The organism is Staphylococcus sp. FSL K6-0223, assembly GCF_038008285.1.
Window position 1 is genome coordinate 259,520 of the sequence record NZ_JBBOYX010000002.1, and the last position, 22,283, is coordinate 281,802.

Consider the following 22,283-nt stretch of genomic DNA (forward strand, 5'->3'; position numbering starts at 1 on the left):
GTTTAATTCGCATACTTCAATGCTATTTTTGTTTAATGCTTTCTATTTTTTCGTTTGTACTTTCGAGCAGCTCTCTTATACTTCCTTTGATCTTCAGTTAAGAAAAAGAAATAATAAATGAGATAAATGATTAAAGCTACTACTGCAAAACTTATTAAAGTCTTAATTATTGAAAAAAGAAATTCATCTAAATTCATTATTAATCCAAAAGCAGCAATAGCCAATATAATATAAAAGATGATATAACGCATCTAAAAACTCCTATTAACTACTAATATTTGAACTTACGGTAGTAAGTTTTTGTTGACCTTTTTTAATTTGTTTAGCGTCTTTTGATTGATAGCCGTTTCTTATTTTATCCATCGCACCTGATAAATCTTTATCAAATTTGCTAATCTCTTTTCTTTTCTGTTTATCTTCTTCAGAATCAGAATCATTGTCAACCGAACTTTTATAAGTTGAAAAGGCTTCATTAATTTTATTCGTAATTTTATCTAACTTATCTTGAATATCTTTTTTACCTTTGTTCTTTGTAACATCTGCCTCTATATTCTTATAATCTCCTATAGCCTCAGCTACTTTATCATAATAATTGGACGATGCTTTTAAATTTTTGATTTTCAATTTGTTAGAGGATGTCTTTTTACTATTTTCTTTATCTTGTTTTAATCCAGCAATTTTTGATTTTTGGTTACTTATATCTTGATTAAGTTGCTGTATATCTAACTTAAGTTGGTGATTATCATCTCGTAATTTAGTAGTCTTATCCTCTAATGGAGCCAAGTTTTGACTTCCACAACCTGCTAACAAACAAGATGCTCCTAGCACTAATATAAATTTTTTCATTGTATTCTCCCTAAACCAAAAACTATTATAATCGTTATTAATTATGCTATCATTTTAATGTATAAAATAAAAATGTACAAACGTTATCATAGGAGTGATGCAAATGAATAAATTAAAACAAGTTCATGAAATCTTGGAACATAAACGTTTGGATGCACTTATTGTTCTATCTGATTTTAATCGAAGATATCTTTCAGGATTTACGGGAACAAGTGGCGCTTTGATAATAACCCCTGATAAAAATTATCTTGTAACTGATTTTAGATATATTGAACAAGCGACTAATCAAGCAACTGAATTTGAAATTATTAATCGTCAAAGTGGGTTAATTTCAGAAATAAAACAAATATTAGAAAGTAAAAAGTTAACTAATGTTGGTTTTGAAGGACATTTAATTAGTTATGATACATATGTTGAACTCAATAAAGGTATAATTACTTTGATTAGTATTAGGGATGCTATTGATAAGATAAGAGAAGTGAAAAATAAAGAAGAAATTCAACTTATAAAAAAAGCAGCAGAAATTGTAGATAAAACATATGAATATATTTTATCAATAGCAAAAGTGGGTATGAGTGAAAGAGAAATCAAAGCGCGCCTAGAAAGTAAAATGTTAGAATTAGGTGCCGATGGTCCATCTTTTGATACAATTGTAGCATCAGGTTATAGAGGCGCATTACCTCACGGGGTAGCTAGTGACAAACGCATCGAAAAAGGTGATATGATTACTTTAGATTTTGGAGCGTACTATCGTGGTTATTTTTCCGATATAACGCGTACTTTCGCTATAGGTGAACCTGATCCAAAGATGAAAGAAATATATGAAATCGTGCTACAATCTCAAATTAAGGCAATCGAAGAAATAAAACCTGGTATGACTGTTCAACAAGCTGACGCTTTATCAAGAGATTATATCGAGTCTCATGGTTATGGAAAGGAATTTGGTCATTCTCTTGGACATGGTATAGGTTTAGATATTCATGAAGGACCATTGCTATCTAAGAATAGCGAAGGTGAATTGAAAGTTAATAATTGTGTAACAATTGAACCAGGTATATATGTCGATGGACTTGGTGGCGTTAGAATAGAAGACGATATATTAATCACAGAAAATGGCTGTGATGTCTTTACTAAATGCACAAAAGACCTTATTATTTTAGAGTAAGCGCGTATAATTGAGGAGGAGACTGAATGATTTCAGTAAATGATTTTAAAACAGGCTTAACAATTTCTGTAGATAATGGAATTTGGAAAGTTATTGATTTCCAACACGTAAAACCAGGAAAAGGTTCTGCATTTGTTCGTTCTAAATTAAGAAACTTAAGAACAGGTGCTATCCAAGAAAAAACATTCCGAGCAGGAGAGAAAGTTGAACAGGCGATGATTGAAAACCGTCGCATGCAATATTTATATGCTGATGGAGATAATCATATTTTCATGGATAATGAAACTTTCGATCAAATCGAATTACCTGGTGATTATTTAAAAGATGAATTAAACTATTTAAAAGCAAATATGGAAGTTCAAGTTCAATCATATGAAGGAGAAATTATTGGAGTTGAATTACCTAAAACAGTTGAATTAGAAGTAACTGAAACTGAACCAGGTATTAAAGGTGATACAGCAACAGGCGCAACAAAATCTGCTACTGTAGAAACTGGATATACTTTAAACGTGCCTTTATTCGTTAATGAAGGAGATATTTTAGTAATTAATACTGGCGACGGAAGTTACATTTCTAGAGGCTAGACAAATTATACTTATTAACTATCCCCCCTTAAAGTGTACATTGAAATTGGTGTGCATTCTTAAGGGGGGTTATATTTTTTGGACTTTTACTTCAATAAAAGTAACATTAAATCAAAATTTATCCATCACTGAACATTTTAATTCATGTAGTAGTTTAATTTAACTTAGAATTATTAATCTGAACCACTATTTACCCAACCTCAGAATCATTTTGATAAGCAATCAAACGTCTTCGCATCATTATCGCTACAAACTTACTGGGAAATATAATGGCATCTATATTTGAGTATATTTCTTGATTTAATTAATAATCATTACTAAACCCGTTTGTTGCAATTTTTGTTTTATAAATTATTAGTCACTAAGCCTGTTATCTATGTTTCATCATATGAACATGCTTGAATTGAGTGGATGACTCAAGTAAAATAGACGGGTAGATGAAAACAAACCTAAGGAGTCAGTACGAAATGAACTTTAAAGAAATAAAAGAATTAATTGAAATTCTTGATCAATCTAATTTAACTGAAATTAACATTGAGGATAACAAAGGTAGCGTTGTTAATCTTAAAAAAGAGAAAGAAACTGAAATCATTACACCTCAAGTAGCTCAACAACCTGCACAACAGATTTCTCAACCACAAGCAGCGCCACAACCTCAATCAACTACTCAATCAGGGGAAGAAACTCAAGAATCTGCTAGTGATAATTACGAAACGATTAATGCGCCAATGGTTGGTACATTCTATAAATCACCTTCGCCAGAGGAAGATGCTTATGTTCAAGTAGGGGATAAAGTTTCAAACGACACAACTGTATGTATTCTTGAAGCAATGAAATTATTTAATGAGATTCAAGCTGAAACATCAGGTGAGATCGTGGAAATCTTAGTAGAAGACGGACAAATGGTAGAGTATGGCCAGCCGTTATTTAAGGTGAAATAATGAATAAGATATTAATCGCAAACCGTGGGGAGATAGCTGTTCGAATAATCAGAGCTGCTCACGATTTAGGTATCCAAACAGTAGCTATATATTCTGAAGGGGACAAAGATGCATTACATACTCAAATTGCTGATGAAGCATATTGCGTCGGTCCAACTTTATCTAAGGACTCTTATTTGAACATACCTAATATATTATCTATTGCGACTTCTACTGGTTGTGACGGAGTACATCCTGGTTATGGATTTTTAGCTGAAAATGGCGACTTTGCAGAATTATGTGAAGCATGTCAACTTAAATTCATTGGTCCAGGTTATGAATCTATTCAAAAAATGGGGATTAAAGACGTAGCTAAAGCAGAAATGATTAAAGCTAATGTACCTGTCGTACCTGGTAGTGAAGGGCTTATCCAAAGTATCGATGATGCTAAGAAAGTAGCTAAAAAAATTGGTTATCCTGTAATAATTAAAGCTACTGCAGGTGGTGGCGGTAAAGGTATTCGTGTTGCACGTGACGAGAAAGAGCTTGAAACAGGTATTCGTATGACTCAACAAGAAGCAGAAACTGCCTTTGGTAACGGTGGTTTATACCTAGAGAAGTTTATTGAGAACTTTAGACATATTGAGATTCAAATTGTCGGAGATAGTTATGGTAATGTCATACATTTAGGTGAGCGTGATTGTACGATTCAACGTAGAATGCAAAAATTAGTTGAGGAAGCGCCTTCTCCCATTTTAAGTGAAGAAAAACGTCAAGAAATGGGAAATGCGGCTGTTAGAGCAGCTAAAGCAGTTAACTATGAGAACGCTGGTACGATAGAATTCATTTACGATCTTGATGATGATAATTTCTATTTCATGGAAATGAACACTCGTATTCAAGTAGAACATCCTGTTACAGAAATGGTCACTGGTGTGGATTTAGTTAAATTACAACTTAAAGTAGCTATGGGTGAAGCTTTACCATTCAAACAAGAGGATATTTCAATTAATGGCCATGCTATAGAATTCCGTATAAATGCTGAGAATCCATATAAAGACTTTATGCCTTCACCAGGTAAGATTACTCAATATTTAGCACCAGGTGGTTTTGGAGTGAGAATAGAATCAGCATGTTATACTAACTATACAATCCCTCCATATTATGATTCTATGGTAGCTAAACTTATTGTACATGAACCTACTAGGGATGAAGCCATTATGACTGGTATTCGTTCACTAAGTGAGTATCTTGTATTAGGAATAGATACTACTATTCCGTTCCACCTTAGACTACTAAATAATGAAATCTTTAGAAGTGGTGAATTTAATACAAAATTCTTAGAAAAATACAATATTATGGATGATGATCAATAGGAGGTTATCGGATGGTCTATGTAGCAGATTATTCTCAATCGAATTTAGGTAAAATTGAAATTGCGCCAGAAGTTTTATCTGTTATTGCTAGTATTGCCACGTCAGAAATCGATGGAATCACAGGCCATTTTGCTGAATTAAGCAAGACGAATTTAGAGAAAATTAGTCGAAAAAACCTCTATAGAGATGTAAAAATTGAGGCTAAAGATGATGGTATATACATTGATATTTATTGTGCTTTAAAGCACGGAGTAAATATTTCTAAAACAGCCAATAATATTCAATCTGCAATTTTTAATTCAATAACAACTATGACAGCAATTGAACCAAAACAAATTAACATTCATATTACACAAATTATAGTAGAAAAATAAATAATACAAAGTAGAGGTATTATAGAAGTAGCATTTATTAAAATTCTAATTCAAAATAAAGCGTCACTTATAAATGTAGTACACTCTATGATATTCCTACTGGTTAGACTGATTTGAATTGAAAAAAACTTAAAAAATTTTAATTCAGTCATTTTCACCAATATGCTAATTATGGCTGAGACAATGTTTTATGTTTCAGCCTCATTAATTATATAAATACGTTTGAAGGAGTAAAATATGAGTCGTAAAGAATCAAGAATTCAAGCTTTTCAAACTTTATTTCAATTAGAAATGAAAGAATCTGATTTAAGTATCACTGAAGCAATCAACTTTATAAAAGATGATTATCCAGATTTAGACTTTGATTTTATTAACTGGTTAGTTACAGGAGTAAAAGATCATGAAGCTGTATTAGATGAGAAGTTTAAACCATATTTAAAAGATTGGTCAATTGAACGTTTACTAAAATCTGACCGTATTATCTTAAGAATGGCTACATTTGAAATGTTACACAGTGACACTCCTGAAAAAGTTATCATCAATGAAGCTGTTGAACTTACTAAACAATTTAGTGATGATGGTCATTATAAATTTATTAATGGTGTTTTAAGTAATATAAATAATTAAAATGAGTGATATGTATGACTGAATATTTAAGTGTTACTACTTTAACTAAATACATTAAATATAAATTTGATCAAGATCCTCATTTGCAATCTGTTTTAATAAAGGGAGAATTATCAAACTTTAAGAAACATTCAAGCGGACACTTATACTTTAACGTTAAAGATAAAGAGAGTGTGATTAGCGCTATGATGTTTAAAGGTAATGCTTCTAAATTAGGCTTTGAACCTAAAGAAGGTGATGAAGTTCTACTCGAAGCTCGTGTCTCCGTTTATGAAAGAAGGGGCAACTATCAAATTTATGTAAATAAGATGCAACTTGACGGAATTGGAAATTTATATCAAAAGTTAGAAGAACTTAAGAAGAAACTTACAAAAGAAGGTTATTTCGATAGCAGCGTTAAGAAACCTATACCCAAATTTCCCAAAAGAATTGCGGTCCTAACAGCTAGTACTGGTGCTGCAATTAGAGATATTCATTCAACAATTAACAGTCGATATCCTTTAGTTGAACAAATACACATCAGTACATTGGTACAAGGTACGCAAGCAAAACAAGATATTATAGAGAAAATTGAACATGCTGACACACTTGATGTAGACACCATCATAGTTGGGCGTGGTGGTGGTTCTATTGAAGATTTATGGAACTTTAATGAGGAAGAAGTAGTTAAAGCAATATATAGTTGTAATACACCAATTATTTCAGCTGTAGGACACGAAACTGACTTTACCTTAAGTGATTTTGTAGCTGATGTTAGAGCAGCTACTCCTACACAAGCTGCTGTAATCGCAACACCCGACCAATATGAATTAATGCAACAAATTAAACAATATCAATTTTCATTAACTAGGTTTATTAAACAATATGTCGAACAACAGAAGAAACAATTAAATCATCTAAATTCTTATTATAAATTTAAGCAACCTTCACTATTGTATGATCAACAAATTCAAAAGCGTGATGACCTTGAAAAACAACTTAAGCAATTGATGTCGACATATCTTGAAAAGCATACTCAAAACCTCAAGCTATTGAAACAACATTTCAATTTAAAAACACTCAATAACAACATTTCTCAAGATAAAATGCATGTGTCCCAATATCGTGAACGTATGACTCAAGCAATAACAAATGAATTATCAAAATTAAAAACAGATTTAAAAAATAAAATTGAAAATCTAAATAATTTGAGTCCTACTAATACAATGTTACGTGGCTATGCGATTGTAAATAAGGATGATAAAGTAGTTACAAGTACACATGATATTTCTGAGAATGATACAATCACTTTAACCATGAAAGATGGCAACGTTGATGCTACTGTAAAGAAAGTAAGGTGTAATGATGAGTAAAGAAAAGCAAAGCTTTGAAGAAATGATGCAAGAACTAGAAAATATCGTTCAAAAATTAGATAATGAAACTGTTTCATTAGAGGAATCACTAGACTTATATCAAAGAGGAATGAAATTATCAACTGCTTGTGATACAACTTTAAAAGATGCAGAGAAAAAAGTGAACAAATTAATGCAAGAAGAAGCTGAGGAACAAGAAAATGAAGAAGCTAACAATGAGTAATTTAATCGAAGAAGTTAATACTAATCTTAAGCAGGCAATTCCCGAATCTCATCTAAATACCGATTTAGAAGAGAGCATGATGTACTCACTTCAGGCCGGCGGAAAAAGAATTCGACCTGTATTATTATTACTTACATTAAATATGCTAAATGAAGATTATCATAAAGGATTTCAAAGTGCTTTAGCTTTAGAAATGATTCATACATACTCACTCATTCATGACGATTTACCTGCAATGGATGATGACGATTACCGTCGCGGTAAACTAACTAATCACAAAGTCTATGGTGAATGGAAAGCAATATTAGCTGGAGATGCACTTTTAACAAAGGCATTTGAATTAGTCTCAAATGACGATTTAATTGAAGATAATGTTAAAGTAAAAGTCTTACAACGATTATCTAAAGCAAGCGGACATATCGGTATGGTTGGCGGACAAACATTAGATATGCAAAGCGAAAATCAAACAGTTGATTTAAAAACTTTAGAGTCTATTCATAAAGCAAAGACAGGTGCTCTTCTTACTTTTGCAGTAATGGCTGCTGTAGATATTGCACAAGTAGATCAGAAGACGTCTCACAATCTAAATGAATTCAGCAAACATTTAGGACTTATGTTTCAGATTAAAGACGATTTATTAGATGTTTATGGCGATGAGAAAAAAATAGGTAAAGCGGTAGGTAGTGATGAATCGAATAATAAAAGTACTTATGTTTCCTTATTAGGTAAAGAGGGTGCTGAAGACAAACTGGAATATCATAAGAATCAAGCTTTGGAATGTCTGAATAATATATCTTCACAATATCAAACTTCAGAATTAATAAAAATTGTTGATTTATTTTACAATAGAGATCATTAAATTTAATAAAGATATTTAGATTTTAATTTATAGCCTATAAATGGATGAGTTCTAGTTCATTTATAGGCTAAATTTTAGATTTGTTTTAGCTATTACATTTTCATTTTGAAACCTTAGATACAAATCCTTATTATTTGATATATATTTTGTTTTCCATATACAAAAAATATTCATTCGCTAATTTTTATTCAATTAATTAATTTATCATGTTAAAGTTTGGATTTTTATAATAAATGCCTTTATCATGCCAAAGATAAAAAATAATAATGTTAAAGTTAAATAGTGTTTAGTAGTAGTTACGAGTCGCTTGTGTTAAAATCATTGTATAAATATTCGTAACTAGAGGTGTTTATTGTGCCAAAAAAATCAGTTAGACATATAAAAATTAGAGAAATTATTTCGAACGAACAAATAGAGACACAAGATGAATTGGTAAAACGATTAAATGAATATGATTTAAACGTGACACAAGCAACAGTTTCAAGAGATATAAAAGAATTACAATTAATTAAAGTTCCCGCACCTTCAGGTCAATATGTTTATAGTTTACCGAATGATAGAAAATATCATCCTTTAGAAAAATTAGGACGATATTTAATGGATTCTTTTGTAAATATAGAGGGAACTGGAAACTTACTTGTACTTAAAACACTTCCAGGTAACGCACAATCAATTGGAGCGATACTTGATCAAATTGATTGGGATGAAGTACTTGGTACCATTTGTGGCGATGATACATGTCTACTTATTTGTAGAAATGAAGAAGCAAGTGAAGAGATAAAAACTAGAATTTTTAATTTATTATAAGGATGCGATGAATTTATGTTACAAACCTTATCAATAAAACAGTTTGCTATCATTGATAAACTTGAAATACAATTTTCAGATGGATTAACAGTTCTAAGTGGCGAAACAGGCTCAGGTAAATCTATCATCATTGATGCAATTGGACAGCTAATAGGAATGCGCGCTTCTTCTGATTATGTGCGTCATGGCGAGAAAAAAGCTATCATTGAAGGTATATTCGATATAGATGAAAGCAAAGATGCAATATCTATTCTAGAAGATTTATCCATTGATATTGATGAAGACTTTTTATTAGTTAAGAGAGAAATCTTTAGTTCTGGTAAGAGCATTTGTCGTATTAATAATCAAATCGTCACACTTCAAGATTTAAGAAAAGTGATGCAAGAATTATTAGATATTCATGGACAACATGAAACTCAATCATTACTCAAGCAAAAATATCATCTTCAATTACTCGATGATTATGCAGAAAATCAATATTCTGATTTGCTACAACAATATAAAAATATTTTCAATCAATATAAAGATAAAAGAAAAGAATTAGAAGATTTGGAATCAGCCGATCAAGCATTGCTACAGCGTCTTGATTTGATGAAATTTCAATTCGAAGAACTTACAGAAGCTTCTTTAAAAGAAGATGAAGTAGAACAACTAGAAGTTGATATTAAACGTATTCAGAATTCTGAAAAATTGAGCCTAGCATTGAATAATGCGCATCAAGTACTAACAGATGAGAATGCTATTCCGGATCGATTATACGAATTAAGTAATCATCTTCAATCTATCAATGATATTGTTCCTGAAAAATACGAAAAATTGAAAGAAGATATTGACCAATTCTACTATGTTCTTGAAGACGCAAAACATGATATATATGATGAAATGGCAAACACCGAATTTGATGAACAAGTATTAAATGAACTTGAATCAAGGATGAATCTATTAAATAACCTAAAACGAAAATATGGAAAAGATGTTCCTGAACTCATTGCTTATCAAAGTAAGTTAGAGAATGAGATTAATAAAATTGAAAACTATGAACAAAGTTCATCACAATTAAGAGAAGAAATTAACCAACTTTATCAAGAAGTAATTGATATAGGTAAAGCATTATCAAAAGAACGGCGACGCGTCGCTAGGGAATTACGTGACCATATTGTTTCTGAAATTCAAAATTTACAAATGAAAGATGCAAATTTAGAAATATCTTTCAAACCTCTTGATGAACCTAACTACGAAGGAATCGAATTTGTAGAATTTTTAATTAGCCCTAATAAAGGAGAGCCTTTAAAAAGCTTGAATAAAATTGCTTCAGGAGGGGAATTATCTCGAATAATGCTTGCATTAAAAAGCATATTTGTTAAATCACGTGGCCAAACAGCAATTCTATTTGATGAAGTGGATTCAGGTGTTTCTGGACAGGCAGCACAGAAAATGGCTGAAAAAATGAGAGACATAGCTCAATTCATACAAGTCATATGTATTTCTCATTTACCTCAAGTTGCTTCAATGAGTGATTATCATCTTCTAATAAGTAAAGCCTCACATGATGACAGGACAACTACTCAAGTTAAAGAGTTATTAGATGACGATAGAATTAACGAGGTAGCGCGAATGATTTCCGGAGCTAGTGTTACTGATTTAACAAGAGAAAACGCTAAAGAAATGATTGCTCAAAATCACAGGGATTAATCTTTATCCATTTTAGTAGTAGCACATTTAAAATTTTTCTATAAAAGAGTATAATGAATCGATTCTTAAAAATTTGTCATTAATTTTTAAATTTAATAACTATCCGAATTGATGTAAAATAGGAAAGTATTAATTTATAAGAACATCTTGAATTACATCACCTTTAGTTCAATATGTAATTCAATATTAAAATAAGTAATTTTATTAGAGGACTAAGATGTCTTGATTATATATGTCAGACATATTTAGTCTTCTAAATATTTAAGGAGTAAGACCATGTCAGAAAAACAATATGATTTAGTCGTCCTTGGTGGAGGAACTGCTGGTTATGTAGCTGCTATCAGAGCTTCGCAATTAGGTAAGAAAGTAGCAATAGTTGAAAAATCTTTATTAGGTGGCACATGTTTACATAAAGGGTGTATACCTACTAAATCTTTATTAAAATCTGCTGAAATACATCATACTATTAAAAATGCTAGTACTTTTGGTATTGATGTAAGTAATTTTAATGTTAATTTTGAAAATATTTTAAAACGTAAAAATGATATTGTGAATCAAATGCATACAGGTGTAAACCAGTTAATGCAACACCATCACATAGATATATATAATGGAACTGGTAGAATATTAGGAACATCTATATTTTCACCTCAAAGTGGTACGATTTCAGTGGAATACGAAGATGGTGAGTCTGATTTAATACCAAATCAATTTGTATTAATTGCTACTGGCTCTACACCGAAATCATTACCATTTATTGAATTTGATCATGAACGTATTTTATCAAGTGACGATATCCTTTCAATTGAGTCTTTACCAGAACATTTGGCGATTATAGGTGGTGGTGTCATCGGATTAGAATTTGCTTCACTAATGAATGACCTAGGAACTTCAGTTACTGTTATCGAAGCAAATGAACGTATTTTACCAACTGAAAGTACTCAAATCGCTTCATCATTAAAAAAAGAATTATCCCATAGAGGTGTAACTTTCTACGAGAATATCCAATTAGATGAAAATAGTATTAAAAAAGATGATGATAGTGTTACAATTTATTTTGAAAATAATGCAATTAAAGTAGATAAAGTTTTAATATCTGTTGGTAGAACACCAAATACACAAGATATTGGTCTTAATAATACAAAAATCAAAACAAATAAAGCAGGACATATTATCACTAATGAATATCAACAAACTGAAGATAAGCATATTTATGCTGCAGGAGATTGCATAGGTAAACTTCAGCTTGCTCATGTAGGTTCAAAAGAAGGTTTAGTTGCAGTTGAACACATGTTTGATGGGCGTCCTATACCCGTTAATTATGACCTGGTACCAAAATGTGTTTACACATATCCAGAAATCGCTTCAATTGGTAAAAATATTGAAGAAGCCAAAGCTCAAAACATTAAAGCGCGTGCTTATAAAGTATCATTTAAAGCAATTGGGAAAGCGATGATTGATGATATTGGTGAGCAAAATGGTTTTTGCGAAGTGATTATTAATAAAGAAAATGATGAAATCATTGGTCTTAACATGATTGGACCTCATGTGACTGAACTGATTAATGAAGTTTCATTATTGCAATTTATGAATGGCTCATCTTTAGAACTTGGATTAACTACACATGCTCATCCATCTTTATCTGAAGTTTTGATGGAATTAGGATTAAAAGTTGAAGGTAGAGCGATTCACGTATAGTAGGAGGTAAAATAATGATTGATTATAAGTCAGCAGGCCTTACTGAAGAAGACCTCAAGATGATGTATAAATGGATGGACTTAGGAAGAAAGGTAGACGAGAGATTATGGCTTCTTAACCGCGCAGGTAAAATTCCTTTCGTTGTAAGTGGTCAAGGACAGGAAGCCACTCAAATTGGTATGGCATACGCTATGGAAGAAGGGGATATTTCTTCTCCATATTATCGTGACTTAGCATTTGTTACTTATATGGGAATAACACCTTTAGACACGATGTTATCTGCTTTCGGTAAAAGAGATGATATCAATTCCGGCGGTAAACAGATGCCATCTCACTTTAGTCATAAAGATAAAGGCATCTTATCTCAGAGTTCTCCAGTAGCAACTCAGATTCCGCATTCAGTAGGTGCTGCCCTTGCATTAAAAATGGATAATAAACAAAATATTGCTACCGCAACTGTTGGGGAAGGAAGTTCAAATCAAGGCGACTTTCATGAAGGTCTTAACTTTGCAGGTGTGCACGATTTACCTTTTGTCTGCGTGATTATTAATAATAAATATGCTATATCAGTACCAGATTCATTACAATATGCTGCTGAAAAACTCTCTGATCGTGCTTTAGGTTATGGTATGTATGGTGAACAAGTAGATGGAAATGATCCTATTGCTGTTTATAAAGCTATGAAAGAAGCACGAAATCGTGCTTTAAATGGAGAAGGCGCTACTTTAATAGAAGCTGTTACTTCTCGAATGACACCACATTCTTCAGATGACGATGATAAATATCGTACTCAAGAAGAACGTGATAGTCTTAAAGAAGGAGACTGTAATATTAAATTTAAATCCTTCTTACTTGAAAATGAGATTATAGATGAACAATGGCTTTCTGATTTAGAACAAGAACACAAAGAATTAATTAATAAAGCGACGAAGGCCGCTGAAGAGGCTCCATATCCTTCAATCGAAGAAGCATATACACACGTTTATGATGAAGGGGGCCAACAAAATGACTAAATTATCCTATTTAGAAGCAATTCGCCAAGCTCATGATTTAGCACTTGAAAAAAATAAAAATACTTTCATCTTAGGTGAAGATGTAGGTAAAAAGGGTGGCGTATTTGGCGTTACACAAGGCTTACAAGAAAAATATGGAAAAGAACGTGTAATTGATACCCCACTTGCAGAGTCAAATATTATAGGAACTGCAATAGGCGCAGCAATGATGGGTAAACGTCCTATCGCAGAAATTCAATTCGCGGATTTCATTCTACCAGCGACTAATCAAATAATAAGTGAAGCTGCTAAGATGAGATACCGTTCTAACAATGATTGGGGCTGTCCTATAACTATTAGAGCACCTTTTGGTGGAGGTGTTCATGGTGGTTTGTATCACTCACAAAGTATTGAAAGCATTTTCGCTTCAACCCCAGGATTAAAAATAGTAATTCCTTCTTCACCTTATGATGCAAAAGGATTATTATTATCATCAATTGAATCTAATGATCCAGTTTTATTCTTTGAACACAAAAAAGCTTATCGATTTTTAAAAGAAGAAGTTCCAGAAGATTACTATACAGTACCTTTAGGAAAAGCAGATGTAAAAAGAGAAGGCGATGATATCACTGTTTTCACTTATGGTTTAATGGTTAATTATTGTTTACAAGCAGCTGATATTTTAGCTGAAGACGGTATTAATGTTGAAGTTGTAGACTTAAGAACTGTATATCCATTAGATAAAGAAACTATTATTGATCGTGCTAAACAAACCGGCAAGGTTTTACTCGTTACAGAAGATAATTTAGAAGGTAGCGTTATGTCAGAGGTTTCGGCAATTATAGCAGAACATTGCTTATTTGAACTAGATGCACCGATTATGCGTTTAGCTGCACCCGACGTTCCATCTATGCCATTTTCACCTGTCCTAGAAAATGAAATAATGATGAGTCCTGAAAAGATACAAGAAAAAATGCGCGAATTAGCGGAATTCTAAGGAGGGTATCAATTGGAAATTAAAATGCCTAAATTAGGTGAAAGTGTTCATGAAGGTACAATAGAACAATGGTTAGTTGCTGTAGGCGATGAGGTAGGAGAATATGAACCTTTATGTGAAGTAATTACAGATAAAGTTACCGCTGAAGTACCTTCTACAGTTTCAGGTAAAGTTACCGAACTTATAGTTAATGAAGGAGAAACAGTAAGCGTTGATGCAGTAATTTGTAAAATCGATACAGGGGAAGAAAGAGATGATATAGATAGTGAGACAGAAGCAAATCATTCTTATGAAGAACAATCTTCTAGTCATAAAAATGATTTGTCTCAATCTAAAATAAATGAAAATACTAATGATTCATCTTTACAACCTAAAAATAATGGTCGTTTTTCACCTGTTGTCTTCAAATTAGCTTCTGAAAACAACATCGATTTAACTCAAGTAGTGGGTACAGGTTTCAGTGGACGTGTCACTAAAAAAGATATTGAAAAAGTAATTAATAATCCTGAAATGATTGAAAATACAACTAGCAATTCCACTAGTAATCAGAGTCAAAACAACCAATCATCTCAACAAACTTTACAATCTCAAAGTCAATCTGAGTCCGGTGTAACATACAATCAAGGAAGTACAATTCCTGTTAAAGGGGTTCGTAAAGCAATTGCTCAAAATATGGTGACAAGTGTTACTGAAATTCCTCATGGTTGGATGATGATAGAAGCTGATGCAACGAATTTAGTTAAAACAAGAAATCATCACAAAAACACATTTAAACAAAACGAAGGTTATAATCTGACATTCTTTGCATTCTTTGTAAAAGCTGTAGCTGATGCCTTGAAAGCACATCCTTTACTAAATAGCACATGGCAAGGTGATGAAATAATTATTCATAAAGATATTAATATTTCAATTGCTGTAGCCGATAAAGATAAATTATATGTGCCGGTCATTAAACATGCTGATGAAAAATCTATTAAGGGTATTGCTAGAGAAATCAATGACTTAGCTACAAAAGCTCGCAATGGCCAACTCACTCAAGCAGATATGGAGGGTGGCACATTTACAGTAAATAATACTGGTTCATTTGGCTCAGTGTCTTCAATGGGAATTATTAACCATCCTCAAGCCGCAATATTACAAGTGGAATCTGTGGTTAAAAAGCCTGTTGTTATAGATGATATGATTGCAATTAGAAGTATGGTTAATTTATGTATTTCGATCGATCATCGTATCCTTGACGGACTACAAACAGGTCAATTTATGAATCATATTAAAAAACGTATTGAACAATATTCTATTGAGAATACAAATATCTATTAAGATTTCAATCTCACATATCCATATATTACTGTCGACAACTTCATTGATATTGTCGACAGTTTATTTTATTTGAAAATGAGTGAGAATACTTAATCAAGCTTGTTGAACAATATACTTTTAATTAGTAGAATAAAAGAAGTTAAAATTAACAATGAAATGAAAGGTGACCTAATATGGATTTAAATTTCGATTTATATATGAACGGGGTTGTTGAACAAGCACGTAATGAAATTGAAGAAGCAGGTTATGAACAATTAACAACTGCTGATGAAGTAGATAGTGTTTTAAAACAAGATGGCACTTCTTTAGTTATGGTCAATTCAGTTTGTGGTTGTGCTGGTGGTATTGCACGTCCAGCAGCCTCTCACGCATTACACTATGATAAATTACCAGATCGACTAGTCACAGTTTTTGCAGGACAAGATAAAGAAGCAACTCAACAAGCAAGAGATTATTTTGAAGGATATGCACCTTCAAGTCCTTCTTTTGCATTAATTAAAGACGGTAAAATTACTGAAATGATAGAACGTCATCAAATTGAAGGTCATGATGTTATGGATGTAATCAACCAATTACAAGGCTTATTCGAAAAATATTGTGAAGAAAGATAAGAGGCCTAAAACACATGTTAAAGTTAAATCCTTATAAGATTGGATTTAGAACTCTCAAAACTGCAGTAGGAATGACGCTAGGAGTCATAATTTGTAAGTTACTAGGTTTGGATAATTATGCTTCTAGTGCGATTTTAGTCGTATTATGTATCAAGCATACTAAAATGCATTCTGTACAAGCTATTATTTCACGCCTAGTCTCATGTTTATTAATTTTGTTTTTAGGCTCAGCTATTTTTAGTTTATTAGGTCAACATGCATTAGTTTTAGGTTTAATTGTCCTTTTATTTATTCCTTTAACAGTTGTTCTCAATGCTCAAGAAGGCGTAATAACGAGTTGCGTCATTTTATTACATGTTTTTAATGCTAAAGAAATTAATGGGCACTTGATGATTAATGAAATACTACTTTTAACAGTAGGTTTAGGTATTGCCTTTATTATGAATCTCATGATGCCAAGTTTAGACAAAAATTTAAAACGTTATAAAAATGATATTGAACATCAAATTACAGATATTTTCACTATTTTTAGTCATGCTTGTACAATGCGCAAAGATCAACTAGATATTAAATTCGACGCACTACTATTGAACATCAAGAAAGCAAAGTCCTTAGCTTTTAGGGATGTTAAAAATCATTTTGTCAGAAATGAAAACTCCTACTATCACTACTTTGATATGAGAGAAGAACAAGTAGAGTTATTAAAAAGAATGACGCATCTTATAGAGAGTATTTCTACTGATGACCCTATCCTTGAAAAAATATCTCAATTAATGTCAGAAATAGGCAGCAACGTTAATAGTAACGATTATACAGCATTGCGACTTCACTCACTTTATGAGATTCGACTATCCTTAGATCAATTACCGTTACCAACTACACATCAAGCATTAAATTCACGAGCAAATGTTATACAGATATTAAATGAATTAGAAGAATACTTAAATATCAAATCACAATTTGGTTCGTTAAAATTGCATAGTGAAATATGAAAAACAAACCGTTACATCGAACTTTTTTCAAAATAAGTTTAATGTAACGGTTTATTTATTAGTTCATAACTGGTGCCAAGCTTGTAAGTAGTAATGCAAGTACTACGGCTACAAGCATAACAATAATAATGATACGTAAAACTTTATTATTCAATTCTTAATTCCTCCGTATATTTATATAAATCGTTTAACAACGACTTAAATACGTCTATATATCGTAACCTTATATGATTTAATTCTAAAAAGCAATCAATTTATTTTTGATAAACTTGAAAGTCAGTTAAAATATATTTATATACGAAAGGGGACTTGCACTCATGATTAACAAAGAACGTATATTGAATACTTTTCTAGAATTAGTAAAAATTAATTCAGAAACAGGTTATGAACAAACTATTCAACCTATACTTAAAGAAAAATTTGAAAATCTAGGGCTAATCGTCAAGGAGGATAACGCTTCAGAACAAGAAGGATTAGGCGCTAACAACCTAATATGTACTTTACCTAGTAATTTATCAAACAAACAGATACCAAAGCTTTATTTCACTAGTCATATGGATACAGTAGTACCTGGTGTAAATATACGACCTCAAGTGAAAGACGATGGTTACATTTACTCTGATGGTACAACTATTCTAGGCGCAGATGATAAAGCAGGCTTAGCTGCTATACTCGAAACAATCGAACAGATAAATGAGCATAATTTACCTCATGGACAAATTCAATTTGTCATTACAGTTGGTGAAGAATCAGGTTTATTGGGAGCTAAGGCATTAGATACGCAATTACTAGATGCAGACTTTGGCTATGCCGTTGATGCAAGTAAAGAGGTAGGTACAACTGTTGTCGGTGCCCCTACACAAATGAAGATTTATACTACCATTAAAGGTAAAACGGCTCACGCGAGTACCCCAACTAAAGGTATTAGTGCGATTAATATCGCTGCTAAAGCGATTAGTAGAATGAATTTAGGCCAAATCGATGATTTAACAACTGCAAATATTGGTAAATTCCATGGTGGCTCAGCAACGAATATTGTTGCTGATGAAGTTGTTCTTGAAGCTGAAGCACGATCTCACAATGACCAAAGTATTGAAGTACAAGTTCAACATATGAAAGATACCTTTGAGAGCACTGCTAAAGAATTTGGTGGTGAAGCTCATGTAGAAATAGAAACAAGTTATCCAGGATTTAAGGTGGAAGATCATGAAGACGTGACAAAATATGCAATAGCAAGCGCAGTTGCTTTAGGACTTAAAGGTGATACTTGTATTGCTGGCGGTGGTTCTGATGGAAATATAATGAATAGATATGGAATTCCTTCAGTTATTTTAGGAGTAGGTTATGAAAACATCCACACAACATCTGAACGTATCGCTACTAAAGATTTATGTATGTTAGCAAGTCAAATTTTAAAAATTATAGAACTTGTTAGCGAATAATACAGTCTTTTAGTAATTGTTAATATGCGTTTTATGTTACAATATTATTGAAAATTTTGAACAAGAGAGGTAAGTAATATGACACAACAAATAGGAGTAGTAGGTTTAGCTGTAATGGGTAAAAACCTTGCTTGGAACATTGAATCTCGAGGATATAGTGTTTCAGTATATAACCGCTCAAGACAAAAAACAGATGAAATGATTGAAGAATCACAAGGTAAACAAATTCACCCAACTTACTCTTTAGAAGAATTTGTTAATTCACTCGAAAAGCCCCGTAAAATTTTACTAATGGTCAAAGCTGGACCTGCTACTGATGCAACAATTGATGGCTTATTACCTTTACTAGATGATGATGATATATTAATCGACGGAGGCAACACAAACTATCAAGACACAATCCGTCGTAATAAAGCACTTGCTGAAAGTGGCGTTAATTTCATCGGAATGGGAGTGTCTGGTGGAGAAGTAGGTGCATTAACTGGACCTTCATTAATGCCAGGTGGCCAAGAAGACGCATATAATAAAGTAAGTGATATTCTTGATGCAATCGCTGCAAAAGCTAAAGATGGTGCATCATGTGTGACTTATATTGGGCCAAATGGCGCAGGACATTACGTCAAAATGGTTCATAATGGAATTGAATATGCTGACATGCAACTTATCGCAGAGAGCTACGCGATGATGAAAGACTTATTAGGAATGTCTCATGAAGAAATTTCTAATACCTTTAAAGAATGGAATGCTGGTGAATTAGAAAGTTATCTAATCGAAATCACTGGTGATATTTTTACAAAATTAGACGATGATAAGGAAGCACTAGTTGAAAAAATTCTTGATACTGCAGGGCAAAAAGGTACTGGTAAGTGGACTTCAATCAATGCACTTGAATTAGGTATACCGTTGACAATTATTACAGAATCAGTATTTGCGCGTTTTATTTCATCAATTAAACAAGAACGTGTTAATGCTTCTAAAACATTGAATGGTCCTAAAGCTTCTTTTGAAGGTAATAAAGAAGAATTCTTAGAAAAGATTCGCAAAGCATTATATATGAGTAAAATTTGTTCATATGCACAAGGTTTTGCTCAAATGCGTAAAGCAAGTGAAGATCATGAATGGAATTTAAAACTGGGCGAATTAGCTATGATATGGAGAGAGGGTTGTATCATTCGTGCTCAATTCTTACAAAAAATTAAAGACGCTTATGATAATAACTCAGAATTACAAAACTTATTACTAGATCCTTACTTCAAAAATATTGTAACTGAATATCAAGATGCACTACGTGATGTTGTTGCAACAGGTGTTCAAAATGGCGTTCCTACACCTGGTTTCTCAGCAAGTATTAACTACTACGATAGTTATCGTTCAGAAGACTTACCTGCAAATTTAATTCAAGCTCAACGTGACTACTTCGGTGCACATACTTATGAACGTAAAGATCGTGAAGGTGTATTCCACACACAATGGGTTGAAGAATAATTATCAATATTGAATAAATAAAGATACTAGCCTCACTCAAAACTTTAATTTTAAGGAGTGAGGCTCTATTTACAATATCTATGCAAGCGCTTGCATAAATGCACACAAAGAATAATAAAATTGTTAAACTACAAATGTATATTAAAAGAAAGTATCAATCCAACCCACTTTATAGAGAGACAAACGACAATAACGAATGAGGAGTGAACCAAATGAACAGAAAATGGTGGAAAGAAGCAGTAGCTTACCAAGTGTATCCTAGGAGTTTCAATGATAGTAACAATGATGGTATCGGTGATTTGCCTGGTGTTATCGAAAAATTAGATTACCTTAAAGATTTAGGTATCGACGTGATTTGGTTAAGCCCGATGTATCAATCTCCTAATGATGATAATGGTTATGATATTAGCGACTATAGAGCTATCATGGACGAATTTGGCACCATGGAAGATTTTGATCGTTTACTTAAAGAAGTCCATCATAAAGGTATGAGATTAATCTTAGATTTAGTTGTAAATCATACATCAGATGAACATCCGTGGTTTATAGAGTCTAAATCAAGTAAGGATAACCCTAAAAGAGAGTGGTACATTTGGAAAGATCCTAAAGAGGATGGTTCTGAGCCTAACAATTGGGAGAGTATCTTCAATGGATCAGCTTGGGAATTTGATGAATTAACAAACCAATACTATTTCCACTTATTTAGTAAAAAACAACCCGACTTGAATTGGGATAATCCAGAAGTACGCAATGCTGTATTTGAAATGATGAACTGGTGGTTTGATAAAGGTATTGATGGCTTTAGAGTTGATGCAATCACTCATATCAAAAAGACATTTGAAGCTGGAGATTTACCTTTGCCAGAGGGAAAATCATATGCGCCAGCCTTTGATGTTGATATGAATCAACCTGGTATCCAACCATGGCTTCAAGAAATGAAGGATAAATCACTAAGTCAATACGATATTATGACAGTAGGTGAAGCTAATGGTGTAAACCCTGATAACGCTAAAGAATGGGTTGGCGAAGAAGAAGGCAAATTTAATATGATTTTTCAATTTGAACACTTAGGTTTATGGAGTACAGGAGATTCAAAATTTGATGTAAAATCTTACAAAACTATTTTAAATCGTTGGCAAAAAAGCTTAGAAGATGTTGGTTGGAATGCATTATTTATCGAAAACCATGACCAACCACGTCGTGTATCAACATGGGGAGATGACAAACAGTATTGGTACGAATCTGCTACTAGTCATGCTGTAACATACTTTTTACAGCAAGGCACACCATTTATATATCAAGGGCAAGAAATAGGTATGACTAATTATCCATTTGATAGTATAGAAACCTTCAATGACGTTGCAGTAAAAAACGAATACAACATCGTTAAAGCTCAGGGTGGCGATGTTAATGCGCTTTTAAATAAATATAAAATGGAAAATCGTGATAATTCGAGAACACCTATGCAATGGGATCAATCAACGAACGGAGGTTTTACCAATGGCACACCGTGGTTCCCAGTCAATCCTAACTATAAAACAATCAATGTTGAACAACAAATCCATGATCCTCAATCAATACTACAATTCTATAAAGATTTAATTCAATTAAAAAAATCTGATGAAATATACACTTATGGACAGTTTAATTTAGTGGATGAAGACAATCCTAATCTCTTTGCATACACTCGTACATTGAATAGCAAGAAGGTACTTGTAGTAGGAAATCTTACTGATCAAGTTTCAAAACTCAATGTCCCTTATCTCATTGAAAATGAACAGCAAGTCATGCTTCACAACTATAGTAGCCATGTTATAGACTTTGACAAAATACAGCCATATGAAGCGTTTGTCATTAAAGTCTAAACACCACTTGAGAAGACGAGCAACAACAGTCTTCCACATAAAGAAAAGGTAAAGTG

Annotated in this window: 23 protein-coding genes; 20 read left to right on the forward strand and 3 right to left on the reverse strand. The window is 32.4% G+C overall.

Annotated features, from left to right (window positions below; genetic code table 11):
- Positions 1 to 32: 32 nt before the first annotated feature.
- On the reverse strand, positions 33 to 251 hold the full coding sequence (locus MHI13_RS12310) for an SA1362 family protein (RefSeq protein WP_002433847.1): 219 nt from the start codon (positions 249 to 251) through the stop codon (positions 33 to 35).
- A gap of 13 nt (positions 252 to 264) precedes the next feature.
- Positions 265 to 846: a hypothetical protein gene (locus MHI13_RS12315; protein ID WP_002433921.1), complete on the reverse strand. Its 582-nt coding sequence runs from the start codon at positions 844 to 846 to the stop codon at positions 265 to 267.
- A 103-nt stretch (positions 847 to 949) separates the two neighbouring features.
- Here MHI13_RS12315 and MHI13_RS12320 point away from each other — a divergent pair, with 103 nt between their 5' ends.
- The 17 genes from MHI13_RS12320 (at position 950) to MHI13_RS12400 (ending at position 17,435) form a co-directional block, all read left to right on the forward strand.
- A complete protein-coding gene (locus MHI13_RS12320; RefSeq protein WP_340761141.1) occupies positions 950 to 2,011 on the forward strand; it encodes a M24 family metallopeptidase in 1,062 nt (353 codons plus the stop codon).
- 26 nt (positions 2,012 to 2,037) lie between these two features.
- A complete protein-coding gene (efp, locus tag MHI13_RS12325) occupies positions 2,038 to 2,595 on the forward strand; it encodes an elongation factor P (RefSeq protein WP_002433618.1) in 558 nt (185 codons plus the stop codon).
- 467 nt (positions 2,596 to 3,062) lie between these two features.
- Positions 3,063 to 3,536, forward strand: a complete 474-nt coding sequence (gene accB / locus MHI13_RS12330) for an acetyl-CoA carboxylase biotin carboxyl carrier protein (RefSeq protein WP_002433598.1) — start codon at positions 3,063 to 3,065, stop codon at positions 3,534 to 3,536.
- On the forward strand, positions 3,536 to 4,891 hold the full coding sequence (gene accC, locus MHI13_RS12335; protein WP_064210113.1) for an acetyl-CoA carboxylase biotin carboxylase subunit: 1,356 nt from the start codon (positions 3,536 to 3,538) through the stop codon (positions 4,889 to 4,891). The genes accB and accC overlap by 1 nt, the downstream gene beginning before the upstream one ends.
- An 11-nt stretch (positions 4,892 to 4,902) precedes the next feature.
- Positions 4,903 to 5,265, forward strand: a complete 363-nt coding sequence (locus MHI13_RS12340; RefSeq protein WP_064210112.1) for an Asp23/Gls24 family envelope stress response protein — start codon at positions 4,903 to 4,905, stop codon at positions 5,263 to 5,265.
- A 237-nt stretch (positions 5,266 to 5,502) separates the two neighbouring features.
- Complete coding sequence (gene nusB, locus MHI13_RS12345; RefSeq protein ID WP_002433628.1) at positions 5,503 to 5,892, forward strand: transcription antitermination factor NusB; 390 nt, start codon at positions 5,503 to 5,505, stop codon at positions 5,890 to 5,892.
- Between the two features lie 14 nt (positions 5,893 to 5,906).
- Positions 5,907 to 7,244 (forward strand): exodeoxyribonuclease VII large subunit, encoded by a 1,338-nt coding sequence (xseA, locus tag MHI13_RS12350; RefSeq protein WP_064210111.1) that lies wholly within the window; start codon positions 5,907 to 5,909, stop codon positions 7,242 to 7,244.
- Positions 7,237 to 7,467 (forward strand): exodeoxyribonuclease VII small subunit, encoded by a 231-nt coding sequence (locus tag MHI13_RS12355; RefSeq protein ID WP_002433880.1) that lies wholly within the window; start codon positions 7,237 to 7,239, stop codon positions 7,465 to 7,467. The genes xseA and MHI13_RS12355 overlap by 8 nt, the downstream gene beginning before the upstream one ends.
- Positions 7,445 to 8,326, forward strand: a complete 882-nt coding sequence (locus MHI13_RS12360; RefSeq protein WP_002470032.1) for a polyprenyl synthetase family protein — start codon at positions 7,445 to 7,447, stop codon at positions 8,324 to 8,326. Before MHI13_RS12355 ends, MHI13_RS12360 begins: the two co-directional genes overlap by 23 nt.
- A 354-nt stretch (positions 8,327 to 8,680) precedes the next feature.
- Positions 8,681 to 9,133, forward strand: a complete 453-nt coding sequence (ahrC, locus tag MHI13_RS12365; protein ID WP_002433875.1) for a transcriptional regulator AhrC/ArgR — start codon at positions 8,681 to 8,683, stop codon at positions 9,131 to 9,133.
- Positions 9,134 to 9,148: 15 nt separating this feature from the next.
- Positions 9,149 to 10,825, forward strand: coding sequence for a DNA repair protein RecN (gene recN / locus MHI13_RS12370; protein WP_064210110.1), 1,677 nt, complete (start codon positions 9,149 to 9,151; stop codon positions 10,823 to 10,825).
- Positions 10,826 to 11,101: 276 nt separating this feature from the next.
- Positions 11,102 to 12,523: a dihydrolipoyl dehydrogenase gene (lpdA, locus tag MHI13_RS12375; protein ID WP_002433621.1), complete on the forward strand. Its 1,422-nt coding sequence runs from the start codon at positions 11,102 to 11,104 to the stop codon at positions 12,521 to 12,523.
- Positions 12,524 to 12,537: 14 nt separating this feature from the next.
- Positions 12,538 to 13,536 (forward strand): thiamine pyrophosphate-dependent dehydrogenase E1 component subunit alpha, encoded by a 999-nt coding sequence (locus MHI13_RS12380; protein WP_002433946.1) that lies wholly within the window; start codon positions 12,538 to 12,540, stop codon positions 13,534 to 13,536.
- Positions 13,529 to 14,512 (forward strand): alpha-ketoacid dehydrogenase subunit beta, encoded by a 984-nt coding sequence (locus MHI13_RS12385; protein ID WP_002433659.1) that lies wholly within the window; start codon positions 13,529 to 13,531, stop codon positions 14,510 to 14,512. The genes MHI13_RS12380 and MHI13_RS12385 overlap by 8 nt, the downstream gene beginning before the upstream one ends.
- 12 nt (positions 14,513 to 14,524) lie before the next feature.
- Positions 14,525 to 15,832, forward strand: a complete 1,308-nt coding sequence (locus MHI13_RS12390) for a dihydrolipoamide acetyltransferase family protein (protein WP_002433792.1) — start codon at positions 14,525 to 14,527, stop codon at positions 15,830 to 15,832.
- A 173-nt stretch (positions 15,833 to 16,005) separates the two neighbouring features.
- Positions 16,006 to 16,443 (forward strand): bacilliredoxin BrxB, encoded by a 438-nt coding sequence (brxB, locus tag MHI13_RS12395; RefSeq protein ID WP_002433599.1) that lies wholly within the window; start codon positions 16,006 to 16,008, stop codon positions 16,441 to 16,443.
- 14 nt (positions 16,444 to 16,457) lie between these two features.
- Positions 16,458 to 17,435, forward strand: coding sequence for an aromatic acid exporter family protein (locus tag MHI13_RS12400; protein ID WP_002433624.1), 978 nt, complete (start codon positions 16,458 to 16,460; stop codon positions 17,433 to 17,435).
- Between the two features lie 58 nt (positions 17,436 to 17,493).
- Here MHI13_RS12400 and prli42 read toward each other — a convergent pair whose 3' ends face one another.
- The gene (gene prli42 / locus MHI13_RS12405) at positions 17,494 to 17,589 is read right to left on the reverse strand and encodes a stressosome-associated protein Prli42 (RefSeq protein WP_150130644.1); all 96 of its coding nucleotides are present in this window, start codon (positions 17,587 to 17,589) and stop codon (positions 17,494 to 17,496) included.
- Between the two features lie 163 nt (positions 17,590 to 17,752).
- Here prli42 and MHI13_RS12410 point away from each other — a divergent pair, with 163 nt between their 5' ends.
- The 3 genes from MHI13_RS12410 to MHI13_RS12420 all read left to right on the forward strand — a co-directional run bounded on the left by MHI13_RS12410 (position 17,753) and on the right by MHI13_RS12420 (position 22,227).
- The gene (locus MHI13_RS12410) at positions 17,753 to 18,877 is read left to right on the forward strand and encodes a M20/M25/M40 family metallo-hydrolase (protein WP_002433876.1); all 1,125 of its coding nucleotides are present in this window, start codon (positions 17,753 to 17,755) and stop codon (positions 18,875 to 18,877) included.
- Positions 18,878 to 18,955: 78 nt separating this feature from the next.
- Positions 18,956 to 20,362: an NADP-dependent phosphogluconate dehydrogenase gene (gene gndA / locus MHI13_RS12415; protein ID WP_002433673.1), complete on the forward strand. Its 1,407-nt coding sequence runs from the start codon at positions 18,956 to 18,958 to the stop codon at positions 20,360 to 20,362.
- A 212-nt stretch (positions 20,363 to 20,574) separates the two neighbouring features.
- On the forward strand, positions 20,575 to 22,227 hold the full coding sequence (locus MHI13_RS12420; RefSeq protein WP_064210109.1) for a glycoside hydrolase family 13 protein: 1,653 nt from the start codon (positions 20,575 to 20,577) through the stop codon (positions 22,225 to 22,227).
- The last annotated feature ends 56 nt before the right edge of the window (positions 22,228 to 22,283 follow it).

What these genes read in the sequence shown, in the direction of transcription:
- MHI13_RS12400 (WP_002433624.1), top strand. Translation starts at nt 16,458, where the DNA reads ATGTTAAAGTTAAATCCTTATAAGATTGGATTTAGAACTCTCAAAACT.
- MHI13_RS12360 (WP_002470032.1), top strand. Translation starts at nt 7,445, where the DNA reads ATGAAGAAGCTAACAATGAGTAATTTAATCGAAGAAGTTAATACTAAT.
- MHI13_RS12420 (WP_064210109.1), top strand. Translation starts at nt 20,575, where the DNA reads ATGAACAGAAAATGGTGGAAAGAAGCAGTAGCTTACCAAGTGTATCCT.
- MHI13_RS12310 (WP_002433847.1), bottom strand. Translation starts at nt 251, where the DNA reads ATGCGTTATATCATCTTTTATATTATATTGGCTATTGCTGCTTTTGGA.
- MHI13_RS12380 (WP_002433946.1), top strand. Translation starts at nt 12,538, where the DNA reads ATGATTGATTATAAGTCAGCAGGCCTTACTGAAGAAGACCTCAAGATG.
- MHI13_RS12340 (WP_064210112.1), top strand. Translation starts at nt 4,903, where the DNA reads ATGGTCTATGTAGCAGATTATTCTCAATCGAATTTAGGTAAAATTGAA.
- MHI13_RS12315 (WP_002433921.1), bottom strand. Translation starts at nt 846, where the DNA reads ATGAAAAAATTTATATTAGTGCTAGGAGCATCTTGTTTGTTAGCAGGT.
- xseA (WP_064210111.1), top strand. Translation starts at nt 5,907, where the DNA reads ATGACTGAATATTTAAGTGTTACTACTTTAACTAAATACATTAAATAT.
- accC (WP_064210113.1), top strand. Translation starts at nt 3,536, where the DNA reads ATGAATAAGATATTAATCGCAAACCGTGGGGAGATAGCTGTTCGAATA.
- brxB (WP_002433599.1), top strand. Translation starts at nt 16,006, where the DNA reads ATGGATTTAAATTTCGATTTATATATGAACGGGGTTGTTGAACAAGCA.
- gndA (WP_002433673.1), top strand. Translation starts at nt 18,956, where the DNA reads ATGACACAACAAATAGGAGTAGTAGGTTTAGCTGTAATGGGTAAAAAC.
- accB (WP_002433598.1), top strand. Translation starts at nt 3,063, where the DNA reads ATGAACTTTAAAGAAATAAAAGAATTAATTGAAATTCTTGATCAATCT.
- MHI13_RS12410 (WP_002433876.1), top strand. Translation starts at nt 17,753, where the DNA reads ATGATTAACAAAGAACGTATATTGAATACTTTTCTAGAATTAGTAAAA.
- nusB (WP_002433628.1), top strand. Translation starts at nt 5,503, where the DNA reads ATGAGTCGTAAAGAATCAAGAATTCAAGCTTTTCAAACTTTATTTCAA.
- efp (WP_002433618.1), top strand. Translation starts at nt 2,038, where the DNA reads ATGATTTCAGTAAATGATTTTAAAACAGGCTTAACAATTTCTGTAGAT.
- recN (WP_064210110.1), top strand. Translation starts at nt 9,149, where the DNA reads ATGTTACAAACCTTATCAATAAAACAGTTTGCTATCATTGATAAACTT.
- MHI13_RS12355 (WP_002433880.1), top strand. Translation starts at nt 7,237, where the DNA reads ATGAGTAAAGAAAAGCAAAGCTTTGAAGAAATGATGCAAGAACTAGAA.
- lpdA (WP_002433621.1), top strand. Translation starts at nt 11,102, where the DNA reads ATGTCAGAAAAACAATATGATTTAGTCGTCCTTGGTGGAGGAACTGCT.
- MHI13_RS12320 (WP_340761141.1), top strand. Translation starts at nt 950, where the DNA reads ATGAATAAATTAAAACAAGTTCATGAAATCTTGGAACATAAACGTTTG.
- MHI13_RS12385 (WP_002433659.1), top strand. Translation starts at nt 13,529, where the DNA reads ATGACTAAATTATCCTATTTAGAAGCAATTCGCCAAGCTCATGATTTA.